This is a genomic window from Phycisphaeraceae bacterium, from assembly GCA_019636655.1.
Lineage (GTDB): Bacteria > Planctomycetota > Phycisphaerae > Phycisphaerales > UBA1924 > JAHBXB01.
The window spans coordinates 300,448-312,969 of the sequence record JAHBXB010000001.1; the positions used below are offsets into that span (position 1 = coordinate 300,448).

13 protein-coding genes are annotated in these 12,522 nt (G+C 68.4%); 5 read left to right on the forward strand and 8 right to left on the reverse strand.

Features of this window, described 5'->3' with window-relative positions:
• Positions 1-24: 24 nt before the first annotated feature.
• The 4 genes from KF745_01300 to KF745_01315 all read left to right on the forward strand — a co-directional run bounded on the left by KF745_01300 (position 25) and on the right by KF745_01315 (position 3,132).
• Complete coding sequence (locus KF745_01300; GenBank protein MBX3357040.1) at positions 25-984, forward strand: hypothetical protein; 960 nt, start codon at positions 25-27, stop codon at positions 982-984.
• Positions 981-1,835: a hypothetical protein gene (locus tag KF745_01305; protein ID MBX3357041.1), complete on the forward strand. Its 855-nt coding sequence runs from the start codon at positions 981-983 to the stop codon at positions 1,833-1,835. The genes KF745_01300 and KF745_01305 overlap by 4 nt, the downstream gene beginning before the upstream one ends.
• 103 nt (positions 1,836-1,938) lie before the next feature.
• On the forward strand, positions 1,939-2,406 hold the full coding sequence (locus tag KF745_01310; GenBank protein ID MBX3357042.1) for a transcription elongation factor GreA: 468 nt from the start codon (positions 1,939-1,941) through the stop codon (positions 2,404-2,406).
• Positions 2,407-2,526: 120 nt separating this feature from the next.
• A complete protein-coding gene (locus tag KF745_01315) occupies positions 2,527-3,132 on the forward strand; it encodes a hypothetical protein (protein MBX3357043.1) in 606 nt (201 codons plus the stop codon).
• Here the strand turns inward: KF745_01315 and KF745_01320 are convergent.
• The 5 genes from KF745_01320 to KF745_01340 are packed head-to-tail and all read right to left on the reverse strand — an operon-like array spanning position 3,114 to position 8,149.
• On the reverse strand, positions 3,114-3,830 hold the full coding sequence (locus KF745_01320; GenBank protein ID MBX3357044.1) for an ABC transporter ATP-binding protein: 717 nt from the start codon (positions 3,828-3,830) through the stop codon (positions 3,114-3,116). The two genes, KF745_01315 and KF745_01320, sit on opposite strands and share 19 nt — an antisense overlap.
• Complete coding sequence (locus tag KF745_01325; protein ID MBX3357045.1) at positions 3,830-4,651, reverse strand: ABC transporter ATP-binding protein; 822 nt, start codon at positions 4,649-4,651, stop codon at positions 3,830-3,832. Before KF745_01325 ends, KF745_01320 begins: the two co-directional genes overlap by 1 nt.
• A complete protein-coding gene (locus KF745_01330) occupies positions 4,648-5,967 on the reverse strand; it encodes a branched-chain amino acid ABC transporter permease (protein MBX3357046.1) in 1,320 nt (439 codons plus the stop codon). Before KF745_01330 ends, KF745_01325 begins: the two co-directional genes overlap by 4 nt.
• Before the next feature lie 10 nt (positions 5,968-5,977).
• Positions 5,978-6,910 carry a branched-chain amino acid ABC transporter permease gene (locus KF745_01335; GenBank protein ID MBX3357047.1) on the reverse strand — a complete coding sequence of 311 codons (933 nt, stop codon included), beginning with the start codon at positions 6,908-6,910 and terminating at the stop codon, positions 5,978-5,980.
• 51 nt (positions 6,911-6,961) lie between these two features.
• A complete protein-coding gene (locus tag KF745_01340) occupies positions 6,962-8,149 on the reverse strand; it encodes an ABC transporter substrate-binding protein (GenBank protein MBX3357048.1) in 1,188 nt (395 codons plus the stop codon).
• A 137-nt stretch (positions 8,150-8,286) separates the two neighbouring features.
• Between KF745_01340 and KF745_01345 the strand changes: the two genes are divergently transcribed.
• Positions 8,287-9,051: a hypothetical protein gene (locus KF745_01345; GenBank protein ID MBX3357049.1), complete on the forward strand. Its 765-nt coding sequence runs from the start codon at positions 8,287-8,289 to the stop codon at positions 9,049-9,051.
• A gap of 14 nt (positions 9,052-9,065) precedes the next feature.
• Here KF745_01345 and KF745_01350 read toward each other — a convergent pair whose 3' ends face one another.
• Genes KF745_01350 through KF745_01360 form a run of 3 tightly spaced genes read right to left on the reverse strand, consistent with a single transcriptional unit; the run spans position 9,066 to position 12,520 of the window.
• Positions 9,066-10,280: a hypothetical protein gene (locus KF745_01350; protein ID MBX3357050.1), complete on the reverse strand. Its 1,215-nt coding sequence runs from the start codon at positions 10,278-10,280 to the stop codon at positions 9,066-9,068.
• A gap of 36 nt (positions 10,281-10,316) precedes the next feature.
• Entirely contained in the window at positions 10,317-10,973 is a 657-nt protein-coding gene (locus KF745_01355; GenBank protein ID MBX3357051.1) for a response regulator, read from the reverse strand.
• Positions 10,970-12,520: a HAMP domain-containing histidine kinase gene (locus KF745_01360; GenBank protein MBX3357052.1), complete on the reverse strand. Its 1,551-nt coding sequence runs from the start codon at positions 12,518-12,520 to the stop codon at positions 10,970-10,972. The genes KF745_01355 and KF745_01360 overlap by 4 nt, the downstream gene beginning before the upstream one ends.
• Between the last annotated feature and the right edge of the window lie 2 nt (positions 12,521-12,522).

Here is a 12,522-nt window from a genome sequence, read left to right on the forward strand (position 1 = left end):
GATCGCACGGACAGCGAGACCACCATGGCCCGAAAGAAGAAGTCGCGTACCCAAGCATCCACGTCGCCGGGACCCCTATCCAGGTGGTTCTCTTCTCTATTCTCCGACTGGTCGCGGACTACCCGCTCGTTTACGACGATTGCCACGGCGGTCATCGTCGTTGGCCTGATTGCGGGGCTGGCCGTGGGCCGGTCGCCGCTCAAGGCCAAGGCCGAGGAGATCCGCAGCGATCGCCTGACAGTCGTCTTCAACTGGCCGCCAGCGATTAGCGCCGATCCGCGAGCGGCATCGTCGAGCACGACGCCCAACACATGGGTCGATTCGGAGACCCGCACGCGGCTGGAGCAACTGGCGTTGAGTTGCCTCACGGCCAATACATTCGATGGAGAATCGCTCCAGCGGGCGCAGTCCGCTCTGCAGGCGACCGGCTGGTTCGCCAACGAGGTCCGCGTCCGGCGCGACAAGGCCGGCGTCGTTCGGGTGGATGGTCAGTGGCGGGTGCCCTTCGCGTGCGTCCGCACAAACCGCGGCGACCAGTGGGTCACCTTCCGCGGCGAGGCCCTCGACAAGATCTTCGCCCCTGATACGTCTGGTCTGTGCGTCGTCCACGGGGTGCGGACCCCTCCGCCGAGCCTCGGATCAGTATGGGAGGGGGGCGAGGTTCAGCCGTCGCTCGCGCTCCTGCAGTACATCCGTCCCTGCCCCGGGTTCGAACAGGTGGTCGGCATCGATGCCTCGGACTACCTCTCCAAGAACAGGCGGCTTCTCTCGATCCTGACGCGTCACAACACCCGCATTCTCTGGGGCGGGCCGGTCGACCAGCCTCTGCCGGGGGAGATGCCGTCGGGAGTCAAGTTGAAGAATCTCTCGGACATCGTCATGCGAACCGGCCGCGTCGATGCGGGCCGTCCGTTTATTGACATCCGAGGCCGGGATATCCTGGTGGAAACCGGCGTGGAGCCGGCGCACACTCAAGGGCGGTGAACCTGCAGCCCGGCGATCCCGACGGTATTCCAGGATCGGACCACTCCTCGTTCTCGCCGGGTCCCGAGGGTGATTCCCCCTTCCTCGGTGGTCCGGGGGACTCCCGCGATCACGACCGAGAAGCCCCCAGCGAGGTCCCCGCTGCCGATCCGTGGGCCCACCGGCGCGGCGAGCCACGTGTCTTCGCGCTCCTGTGGTCGACCTACGTCCTGCTTGCGGTTGCCGGGGGCATCCTCTGGCTGATGCAACTTCCGCCCGAAACGCCGGGGGCGTACAGCCCGGCGGCCCGCACGCTGCTCGTGGTGCTCGCGGCTGGGCTGTCGATTCTCTGGCCGATGACCCGGCTCAGCCAGCTTCCGCCCGATGAGCCGAGTGTGCACGCCGCGCTCGCCGACACCCTTTTGATGCTGATCCCGATCCAGATGGTCATCTGGCCGCTCTGGAGTCTGGCTGGCTGGCCGATTGCCGTGGTGGCGGCGGTCGCGAGCCTCTTTCTTGCGTGGGGACTCTTGATCGGAGCTGTGCAGGCCATTGCATTTGCCCGCGGGGAGGCGGGCGCCGCCTCCCGCGCCGTGTGGATGGGAACCTGCATCGTGCTCGTGGTCGCGGCTCCGTGCTGCGCCACGCTCCTTACATGGGCGGTGGGGGCGTCGCCCAAGTGGCTGGAGATGGGGTCTCCGTTCACCTCCATCTTCGCCCTCAGCGGGTCGGGGTACTCGGGCCCGACCACTGCGGTGACGGGGATCCAGTGGTCGATCATCGCCGGAACGGGCGTGGCCGCGGTGCTCGCGTGGACGCTCGCGGCGGCCCGCGCGCAGGCTGGTTCCCGGAGGGTTTCTGGCCTACATTGAGCCATTGGGGGATACCTCGGGACCCGTCCTTTCTGCGAGAGGCCCTATGACCGGCCACCCGGCCGGGGCACAGCGTTTTGATCTTTGATCCAAGGAGACGCCCATGGAGATGATTACCCGCGACGAGAAGCAGCAGATCGAGGCCCGCCTCGAATCCCTGCTTGCCAACCGCCCGGTCATCTCTGAGCGCATCGCCGAGGCGAGAGCCATGGGGGACCTGAAGGAGAACGCCGACTACCACGCCGCCCGCGAGGAGCAGGGGATGCAGGAGGCGGAGATCCGCCGCATTCAGGAGCGGCTCGCCCGTGCCAGTGTCGTCGACGAGGCCGCCCACAAGAACACCGGGGTGGTCTTCCTGGGCGCCACGGTGAAGATGCGGGAGGTGGGGTCGGACGAGGTCGAGGTGTTCCGGCTCGTCGGCGAGGCGTCCGGCTCGGTCTCGGCGGAGATCGTCGAGGTGACGGCCAGCAGCCCCATGGGCGAGGCCCTCATGAAGGCCCGCGTCGGCGAGGTCATCTCCGTCCGCGGCCCACGCGGGACCACGAAGTTCGAGATCCTCGAACTGGTCTGACGCCGGGCCACGGCTCGATTTGCCAACCCGTCCGGTCGATAAACACCCTACGGAGCAGCCCGGGCTCTCGGTAGACTCCGCCGACGGTCGGTACGCAACGCGGTTGAGAGGTGGACCGGGATGCACAGTGGCGGCCAGCAGATCACAGAACCCCAAGCGGCGCCCGCGGCTTCGGCGGCCGCGCCTGTGACCCCGGCGCCCGCGAAAGGGCCGGAGGGGTGGCGGATTCGTACGCGGGCGGATGCGTCGGGCGCGGTTGCCCTGCTCGATGCGATGGCCCGCAGGGGGAAGCTGGCCGGGTTCGAGGCGGGCGGGGGCGATGGCGTGTTTCGGGTGCGGGACTTTGGTCACCCGTTCGAGTCCGAACTGGTAGCGCGGGCCGAGAGGGTCGACGGGTGGACCGAGTTCACGCTCCGCCGCAGGCTGAGGCCCGCCATGCCGTGGGTGTTTGGTCTGATGCTGGTGGCGACCATCTGGCCGGGGGTGTGGCTGACGGACTCGATGCTGGCGACCTATTTCGGCTGGTACCGCGGCATCGAGACGTGGTGGTGGTACCTGCCGCTGACGGTCCCGGCGGCGCCGTGGGCGATGTGGTCGGCGATCCGGAAGTCGTGTGCTGCGGGGGACAACGAGGCGGCGATCGTGGTGGGGAAGATCGAAGCGGCGCTGGGGAGTAGCGGCGAGAGGACCAGGGAACCCGAGCCGGGTCAGGCGACGCCGAGGTAGGCCTTGCGGACCTCATCGTCGGCCTCGAGTCTGGCCGCGGTGTCGCGCATCTTGATGGCGCCGACCTCGAGGACATATCCGAAGTTGGCCACGGAGAGGGCCATGTGGGCGTTCTGCTCGACAAGCAGGATGGTGGTGCCGGCCTTGTTGATCTCGCGGATGATCTGGAAGATCGTTTGAACGACCTGGGGCGCGAGGCCAAGGGAGGGCTCATCGAGCAGGAGCAGGCGGGGCCGGGCGAGGAGGGCGCGGGCGATGGCGAGCATCTGCTGCTCGCCGCCCGAGAGCGTGCCGGCGCTCTGTTTGAGGCGCTCGCGGAGGCGGGGGAAGAGGTCGAGGGCCTTGTCGCGATCGCGCGCGATCGCGGCGCGGTCGGTTCGCTGGAAGGCGCCGAGTTCGAGGTTTTCTGAGACCGAGAGGTTGGAGAAGACGCCGCGGCCCTCGGGGGCCTGGGAGATGCCCAGCCGGACGATCTGGTGCGGCGGGAGCCCGGTGATCGGCTTGCCGTCGAAGGTGATCGAGCCGGCGGACGGGCGGAGCAGGCCGGAGATGGTCTGGAGCGTGGTCGATTTGCCGGCGCCGTTGCAGCCGATGAGGGTGACGATCTGGCCTTGGTCGACGTGGAGGTCGACGCCGTGCAGTGCGTGAATGGCGCCGTAGTGAACATGGAGACCCGTGACTTCCAGCAACGCCATGATCAGGTTCCTCCGGCGGGCGCGGCGTGGGTGTCGGCGCCGAGGTAGGCCTCGATCACCTTCGGGTTCTTCTGGATCTCCGACGGGCGTCCTTCGGCGATCGTGACGCCGTGGTCGAGGACGGTGATGCGCTCGCAGATGTCCATCACGAGTCCCATGTCGTGCTCGATGACCAGGAGGGTGACATCGAACTTGGAGATGAGGGAGCGGATGAGAGCGCGAAGGGCGACTTTCTCCTGGGGGTTCATACCCGCCGCGGGCTCGTCCAGGAGCAGGACCTTGGGCTCGGTCGCGAGGGCGCGGGCGATCTCGAGGCGTCGCTGGTCGCCGTAGGGGAGGTTGCGTGCGAGACTGTTGGCGCGGTGGGCGAGGCCGAGGGTGCCGAGAAGGTTCATCGACTGGCGGGTGATCGCCCGCTCCTGGCCGATGTGCCGGCCGGTGCGCAGCATCGTGGCGAAGATGGAGTGGTTGCCGCGGACGTGGCAGCCCAGGCGGACGTTGTCGAGGACCGTGAGGTCGCCGAAGAGGCGGATGTTCTGGAAGGTGCGGGAGAGGCCGGCGCTGGCGATCTGATGCGGCTTGAGGCCCAGCAGGCTCTTGCCGTCGAGGCTGATGGCGCCCGAGTCGGGCTGGTAGACGCCGGTGAGCAGGTTGAAGCAGGTGGTCTTTCCGGCGCCGTTGGGGCCGATGAGGCCGTAGAGGGCGTGGCGTGGGATCTTGAGGCGGAAGTCCTGCACGGCCTTGAGGCCGCCGAAGGCGATTCCGATGTCGTCGATATCAAGGGCGATATCGGGCGCGGATGCGGCGGCGGCGGAGATGGTCATTCGTCGGCCCCCGCGGTTTGGGGGCGACGCCGGGGGATCATCTCCCAGATCTCGTGGATGCCGAAGAGCCCTTGTGGACGGGCGAGCATCATGGTGATGAGCAGGGAGGCGTAGAGCACGAGGCGGTAGTCCGCGAGGTTGATGCCGTTGGCGATCGCCACGCGGCGGCCGATCTCGAGGGCGGCAGTCACGACGGCGATGACGATGAGTGACCGGGGCCGCCACCGGCCGCGGGCGCTCTGCACCGCCGCGACGATGATCAGGAGAGCCAAGCCGGCGGGCCAGACCATCGGGGGAGAACGCAGGAGTTCGGGGAGGATCGTGAGGATGATCGCCGCGAGCGCGGCTCCGGAGATCGAGCCCATGCCGCCGAGGACGACCATGATGATGATGTCGAAGGACTTCTGGAACCCCAGGTCGCCGGCGTTGAGGGCGCCGATGTCCATCGCATAGAGGCCGCCGGCGACGCCGGCGAAGAACGCGGAGAGCACGAATGCGCGGACCTTGTACCGGGTGATATCGACGCCCATGGCCTGGGCGGCGATCTCGTCCTCGCGGATGGCCAGCAGAGCGCGGCCGGAGGAACTGACCTTGAGGCGGTAGCAGAAGATGAGTGTCAAGGTGGCGAAGAGGTAGACCCAGAAGAGGGTCGTGTAGGTGGGGAGGAGGTTCATGCCCTTGGGGCCGCCGAGGCGGAGCATCAGGTCGTACCACGGGATGTCCCGCACGGTCTCGGCTTGCCACGGCGGGATCTGGTCCTTAGTACCCTGGAAGAGCACGCGGACGATCTCGCCGAAGCCGAGGGTGACGATCGCGAGGTAGTCGCCCTTGAGGCGGAGGCTGGGGAGACCGACGATGTACCCCGCGCCGGCCGCGGCAAGGCCGCCCACCAGGCACGAGCCGACAAAGAGGGCGTCGCCCCAGGTGAGAACGGGGCCTTCGAACTGGCCGATCCCGGTCCATGAGAGCAGGCCGCCGATGAAGAGGCCGTTGGAGAGTTGAGCGGGGTCGACCAGGCGCATCGTGCCGTAATAGGTGATGCCCGCGGCGACATAACCGCCCACGGCCATGAATCCGGCGTGGCCCATGGAGAACTGGCCGGCAAAGCCGTTCACAACTGTGAGGCTCACGGCGAGGATGACGTTGATGCCGGCAACGCGGGCGATCTGGGCGTGGTAGCCGCCCAGTTCCGGGCCCGCGTAGAAGTAGGCAAACAGGCCGACGGCGATGCCGAGCAGGAAGGGCCAGAGAGCGCGGAGCACGACGGTCCAGGTCGTCGGTGCGAGGGCGCGGGATTGGGCGAGGAGGTTGGACATCGGGCGATGGTCAGACCTTTTCCACGGTTGCTCGCCCCAGCACGCCCTCGGGCTTGAGCAGGAGAACGAGGATGAGGATCGCGAAGACGTAGGCGTCGCGGTACTGGCTGGAGAGGTAGGCGACACCGAAGAACTCGATGAGGCCGATGAGGAGCCCGCCGAGCACCGCGCCGCGGACGTTGCCGATGCCGCCGACCACGGCGGCGACGAAGGCCTTGAGGCCGAGCATCACCCACATGGCGTCGGCGGTCTGCTTGGCCTGGCCCTCGTACTTGACGCCGTAGAGGAAGCCCGCTGCCGCGGCGAGCATCGCCCCGACGACGAACGTAAAACTGATCACCAGGTCGACGTTGACGCCCATCAGGCTGGCGTTGCGGGGGCTGAAGCTTACGGCGCGCATGGCCGTGCCGAACTTGGTGCGGTAAATGAGGAACTGGAGGGCGGCCATCAGCGCGAGGGCGGTCCCGATGACGGCGAGGTCGGGGAGGCGGACGGCGACACCGGCGACCGCGAACAGGGCGGTGTTGTCGATGAGGCGGGGAAATGGCCGCGGGTAGGCTCCGAAGGCGAACCGGAGTTGGCCGAAGTTCTGCATGAAGAGGGAGACGCCGATGGCGGTGATGAGGACGTTGATGCGCGGCGCGTTGCGGAGCGGGCGGTAGGCAACCCGCTCGATCACAAACCCGACGACACCGCACACGCCCATCGCCCCGAGCAGGACGAGCACGCCCATGTACCACGGGGGCGTGGGCTGCCCGGTCAGTCCCAAGCCGATCCAGCCGGCGATGGTGATCGACATCCAGGCGCCCAGGGCGAAGACGTCGGAGTGGGCGAAGTTGATGAACTTCAGGATGCCGTACACCATCGTGTAGCCCAGCGCTATGAGCGCGTAGAGGCACCCGACAGTGATCCCGTCAAAAAGCGTTTGCAGGAACTGGGTCATGCGGCCATCGAGGCTCCCGTCCTCGCGTACCTCTGCTGCGGCGGCGGGGGCCTAGTCCGGCTTGATGGTCGCCTTGTACTTCGGGACGCCGTCGACGACCTCGAGGACGACGGCGTCCTTGGTCGCGTTGCGCTTGGCATCGATCGTGATGGTCCCGGTGACGCCCTTGAATCCCTTCGTCGAGTTGATCGCGCGTGCGAGGTCCGCGCCCGAGAGCGACTGGGCGCGGGCGGCGGCATCGAAGAGCAGCCGCACCGAGTCGTACCCGAGGGCGGCGAGGCCGTCGGGGACCTTGCCGTACTCGGCCTGGTATCGCTTGACAAACTCCTGGACCTCCGGGCGGGTGTCCTCCTGCGAGTAGTGATTGGAGAAGTAGCAGCCGTTGAGCGAGGAGCCGGCGTTGCGGAGTTCCTCGGAGTCCCAGCCGTCGCCGCCGATAAGGGGGACATCGAGGCCGAGCTTGCGTGCCTGCTTGGCGATGTTCACGACCTCGGTGTAGTAGCCGGGGACGTAGATGAACTCGGCGCCCATCTGGCGGATGGCGGTGAGCTGGGCCGAGAAGTCGTTGTCGCCGTCGGAGTAGGCCTGCTCCGAAACGACCTCGCCGCCGAGTTTCTTGAACGAATCGATGAAGTTGGAGTTGAGGCCTGAGGAATAGGCCTGGGCGCGGTTGTAGAGCGTGGCGGCCTTGGAGAGTTTGAGGTTCTCGCGGGCGAACTTGGCGCCCACGTAGCCCTGGAACGGATCGATGAAACACACCCGGGAGATCATGTTGCCGACGGCGGTGACATCGGGGTTGGTGCTCGACGGGGTGATCATCGGCACGCCCTTGCGCTGGCAGACAGGGGCGCCGGCGAGGCTGCGGGAGCTCGCGACCTCGCCGAGCACCGCGACGACATGGTCCTGATCGATCAAACGGGTGACTGCGGTGACCGATTCCTGAGGCTTGCCCTGGTTGTCATAGGTGATCAGGGTGATCTGGCGGCCGTTCACGCCGCCGGCGGCGTTCTGCTCGCTGACGGCAAGGCGGATGCCGTTGTCGGTCGAGACGCCGAAGGTGGCCTCAGACCCGGTCATGGAGGCGTAGTGACCGACGAGGAACGTGTCGGCGCTGGCACCCGCGGCCGTCGAGCCAGCGGCGGGGGAGTTAGTGGCCGGGGACTTCTCGCAGCCTCCAAGGGCGGCCGAAAGGGCCGCCAGCAGCGTGGCAGCGAGGGTTGGACGGGTCAATCGAGACATGCCAAGGGTCCTTTCCGACAGGGCGGGCCGCATGAGGGAGACCTGGGAGGCCGCTCCCCGGGATGGCGGGGGTCGGCGTTGTGGAATGCTACGGCGTTATACCTTCCACGTCCCGGCCTTGCAAAGATCACGAGACGATGTGGCTGATCGACGAACTGGTCCGCGCCGCGGCTGAAGCGCTACAGGCGTGCGAGGAAGGGGTGCGGAGTGAGCAGGCCGTGCGGGGTCTGGACGCACTCGACGAGGTGGCGCTGCATCCGATTCTGGCCGCGGCGTTCGGTGGGGCGGGGTACGGGGTGCTGCGGGAGCAGCCGTTTCCGTCGGACCTGCGTCCCCGGCGGGGTCGGCGCGGGGCTGAGGCGCTTGCCCATGACAGCGAGAGACGCCGCTGCGACCTGGTCCTGACCGAGCGACCGGGGATGGTGCTGGCAGACCCGCTCGTCCCCGAGCGCCGGGCGAGAGCGCGGCGGGAACAGGCAAGGGGCACCCTCTTCGAGCCGCTTGCGGGTGACGCGGTGGAGGAGGCGCCCGCGGGGGATGTCAGTAGCGTGGTCCCGGCGACGGATGCGTTCTGGCTGGAGGTCAAGGCCGTCGGGCAATGGAGCTACGAGTGCGGAGTCCCCGGCCCGAACAGGACGTACACCTCGCAGCTCTTGCGTGGGCCCGTGGCCGACCTTGCCAAGCTGCGCGACGACCCGCTGATCGAATCCGGCGGGGTCCTGCTCGTGCACTTCACCGCTGACCTGGAGACGGCGCAGCACGACCAGATTGTCCTGGCGCATCGGTGCCTGGACCGGGGCGCGACGGACTCGCCGCCTGTGGCCCAACACTTCCCGATCGTCGATCGGATCGGCAACGCGGTGTGCTCGGTCTGCCTGCTGCGGGCGGGGCGAGGGGATTGACCGGGGTCGGGCGCCTATCGGCGCGTCGGACGGGAGGGGAGGAGGCCGGCAACCTCCTCGATCGCGTCCGCCGCCGCCTCGGAGGCGCTGCGGCCGTCGAAGTGTCGGGCGACCTTGGCCAGTTCGGCGCGCTGGTCGTCGGCGTAGCCGGTCTGGCGCATCAGCCGGATGATCCCGAGGGCAAGGTCTTCGCCATCGCCCCAGTGGGGAATGAGTTCGGGGACGATCCGTTTCCCGGCGATGAGGTTCGGGAGCGTGTAGTAGGGGGTTGAGACCAGCAGGCGGACAAGGGTGCTGAAGACAATCCGGTTGGGGCGGTAGAACGTCACCATGGGCTTGTGCTGCTTCGCGACCTGCAGGGTGACGGTGCCGGAGGTGACCAGGGCGTAGTCGCACCAGCGGACCACCGCGTCGGTCTCGCCGGCGGTGATATGGAGCCCATCGGGCCAGCCGCCGAGCTGGGATGCTCGGGCACGAAGCTGGTCCGCGACGTCTTCGCGGACGGCCGCGACACAACCGGCGAGGCTGGGGAAATCGGCCCGGAGTCGGCGGAAGGCATCGAGCAGGACCGGGAACGCGGCGAGTTCGGCGGGGCGGGAGCCGGGCATGAAGGCGATCTTGGGAGATCCGCCGCCGAAGGTGAGGGCGCGGCGATCGAGGGCGGCGAAGTCGGTTTGGGCGTCGAAGAGCGGGTGGCCGATGAACCGAGCCTTGACGCCGCGGGCGAGGAACCACGGCTCTTCGAACGGCAGGACGCAGAGCACCAGATCGGTGAGGCGTCGCAGTTTGCGGACGCGCCACTCGCCCCACGCCCACATCTGAGGGGCGACGAGGTGGACGATGTGGATCTTGCGCTGGCGCGTGATCTTGCAGATGGGGAAGTTGGCGCCGGGCGAATCGACGGGAATATGAACCGCGATGTCATGCGATTGGAGCCAGGCGCGGACCCGGGAGTTGATGCGGTGGTGCTCGACGATCTTGCCGATGCCCGGGACGCCCATGATCGCGGCGTCGCCGGTGCGTTCGACAATGGTCGCGCCGGCGCGTTCCATGCGTGGGCCGCCCCAGGCGTAGATCGGGAGCGTGGGGTGGCGTCTGCGCAGGGCGGCGATCACGGTGGAGGCGTGGTCATCGCCGCTGGGTTCGAACGCCGTGAACAAGAGCGCAGGCTGGCGACCCTGGGCGGCGGGGGCGGGTGGGGGCGCGGTCGTGGAGGCGGCGACGCTCATCGGCGCGAACGATAGGCGGTGAGGGTTTTGGCGGGCTTAGAAGCCCGCGGCGGCGAGCCAGGCGGAAGGGAGGCGGTCGAGGGCCGAGGCGACGGCGAGCAGGCTCTCCAGGCTGGGGAGGTGGGAACCGCGCTCGATCGAGGAGAGCTGGCTGACGGAGATCCCGCAGGCTTCGGAGAGGTCCTTGAGCGTCCATCCCTTCTCGGTGCGGGCGAGGCGGATCTGGCGACCGAGTTCCTGCCTGAGCCGATCTTGGGGGCGACGGCCGAGGCCGAGACTGGCGACCGCCTGGCCAAGGGTCTTGTTCAGTTCCTGGAGGGAGAAGGGCTTGGCGAGGTAGTCGAAGGCATCCTGCTTGAAGGTCTGGCGCATCGAGTCGAGGGAGGGGTACCCCGTGACGACGACCACGCACTGGCGGGGCCACCGGCGACGGATCTCCTGGAGCACCGCTTCGCCGTTGTGGCGGCCCATCTTGATGTCGAGCAGAACGACGTCGGGCAGGTGAGCCTCGCAGGCCGAGAAGAACTCGTCGGGCGTCGCGGCGGTCCGGACGTCGTGCCCCGAGGGCTCAAGGACGGCGCGGATGTACTGGCGGAAGTCGGCATCGTCATCCAGCGCGACAATCGACAGGGGTGGAAGGTCCTGGTCGGGCGAGGACGGTGATTCGCCGGCGTGCGGGGCGCCTGGTGTCACGGGGTGCTCCGGGTGGGGGCGAGTGTACCTGGATCGGCGGCGGCCGCGCTGGTGTCGGGCGTGTAGACCCGGGCGGCGGACTTGGGGAGCAGCACCTCGAAGACGGCGCCGCGGCCGTTCTGTCGGTTGCGGACGACGATCAGGCCGCCGTGTTCCTTAACGATGCCCTCAGCCACGGCCAGGCCCAGCCCGGTGCCGTGCGCGTCGAGCCGGGTCGACGCAAAGGGCTCGAAGAGTCGGCCGAGGACCTCGGGGTCGATCCCGGGGCCGTCATCGGCGACCGAGAGGGAGATCCACTCCCGGCCATCGCGCTCGGCGTCTTCGGCGGCGACGACGATCGTGCCGGCGCCGTCCATGGCGTCGACCGCGTTGCGCAGGAGATTGACCAGGACCTGGACAATGCGGTCTGCATCGCACTCCACAATGGTGCCCTCGGCGACGGAGTCGGCGAACTCGACGGCCCGGGCGTCGCGGTCGAGGCGGACCAGGGTCCATGCTTCCTCGACGAGGCCCCGGATGTCAGCGGGCGCCGACTTTGGCGGGCGGACGCGGGCAAAGTCGAGCAGGCTCTCGCTGAGACGCTCCAGTCGACCGACGACGCGGAGCATCAACTCCAGTTCCTCCTGCGACACACCGGCGCCGCGGCCGTGGACGAGTTTCTCCGCCAGGCCCTTGAGGACCGCCAACGGCGTGTTCATCTCGTGGGACAACCCGGCGGAGAGAAGCCCGAGGGAGGCGAGGCGATCGGCGTCGGCGAGGTTCTGGCGGGCGGTCTCGAGCAGGTGGTTCTTGCGCTTGAGGTCCGCGGCGGCCTCGGCGAGCTGGCGGGCGGACTCGGCGAGGTCGCGCTCGTGCCGACGGATGGTCAGGATGGAGTGGTTGCGCGACCGCATGATCTCGCCGAGTTCGTCCGCGGGGATGGCGGATTCGTCGATCAGCTCGGCGGTGCGGCGGCCCTGCTGCACGGCCAGATCGGCCTCGCGCATGAGCCGGATCGGCTCGTAGACCTGCTTGGGCAGGATGAACAGTTCGAGCGTGGCCGCCACGAGCGCGTACACCGCCAGAAGAGCGAGGGTCATCAGGAGGTACAGGCGGAGCACGGCGCCGCGCGCCGCGGCCAGGCGGGAGGAGACTGCGATAAACGATCGCTCGGGCGCCGCGTCGGGATCAAACGCGACGACCATGGGCCCGGCGGAGGCATCGACCACGACCGGCTCCCGCGGCGTGGCGCGGGCTTGAGCGGCGACCTCCGGAGAGAGCTGGAGCGATTCGGGCGTCCCACGGCTGACGTCAACACCCTCGGTGTCCGGTGCGCCACGGAGGTGGGTCCCCAGAACGATCAGTGCTTCGTGGGCCTCGGCGCGGCGGACGACCTCATTGATCGCAGGGCGGAGCGAGAGCGCCAGCACGCCAGCAAGCACCAGCGAGAAGCACGTGTGCAGGACGATCAGCTTCTTGCGGATGCGCATGCCCGCGAGGATGCCCGACGGGCGCGCCGGGTCCATCGCATCAGGAGGCCGACGAGGCTCGGGGGGGGCGGTGGTCACGC

Coding starts and splice junctions, on each gene's coding strand:
- KF745_01300 (MBX3357040.1), top strand. CDS start 25: ATGGCCCGAAAGAAGAAGTCGCGTACCCAAGCATCCACGTCGCCGGGA.
- KF745_01310 (MBX3357042.1), top strand. CDS start 1,939: ATGGAGATGATTACCCGCGACGAGAAGCAGCAGATCGAGGCCCGCCTC.
- KF745_01315 (MBX3357043.1), top strand. CDS start 2,527: ATGCACAGTGGCGGCCAGCAGATCACAGAACCCCAAGCGGCGCCCGCG.
- KF745_01325 (MBX3357045.1), bottom strand. CDS start 4,651: ATGACCATCTCCGCCGCCGCCGCATCCGCGCCCGATATCGCCCTTGAT.
- KF745_01330 (MBX3357046.1), bottom strand. CDS start 5,967: ATGTCCAACCTCCTCGCCCAATCCCGCGCCCTCGCACCGACGACCTGG.
- KF745_01335 (MBX3357047.1), bottom strand. CDS start 6,910: ATGACCCAGTTCCTGCAAACGCTTTTTGACGGGATCACTGTCGGGTGC.
- KF745_01340 (MBX3357048.1), bottom strand. CDS start 8,149: ATGTCTCGATTGACCCGTCCAACCCTCGCTGCCACGCTGCTGGCGGCC.
- KF745_01345 (MBX3357049.1), top strand. CDS start 8,287: ATGTGGCTGATCGACGAACTGGTCCGCGCCGCGGCTGAAGCGCTACAG.
- KF745_01350 (MBX3357050.1), bottom strand. CDS start 10,280: ATGAGCGTCGCCGCCTCCACGACCGCGCCCCCACCCGCCCCCGCCGCC.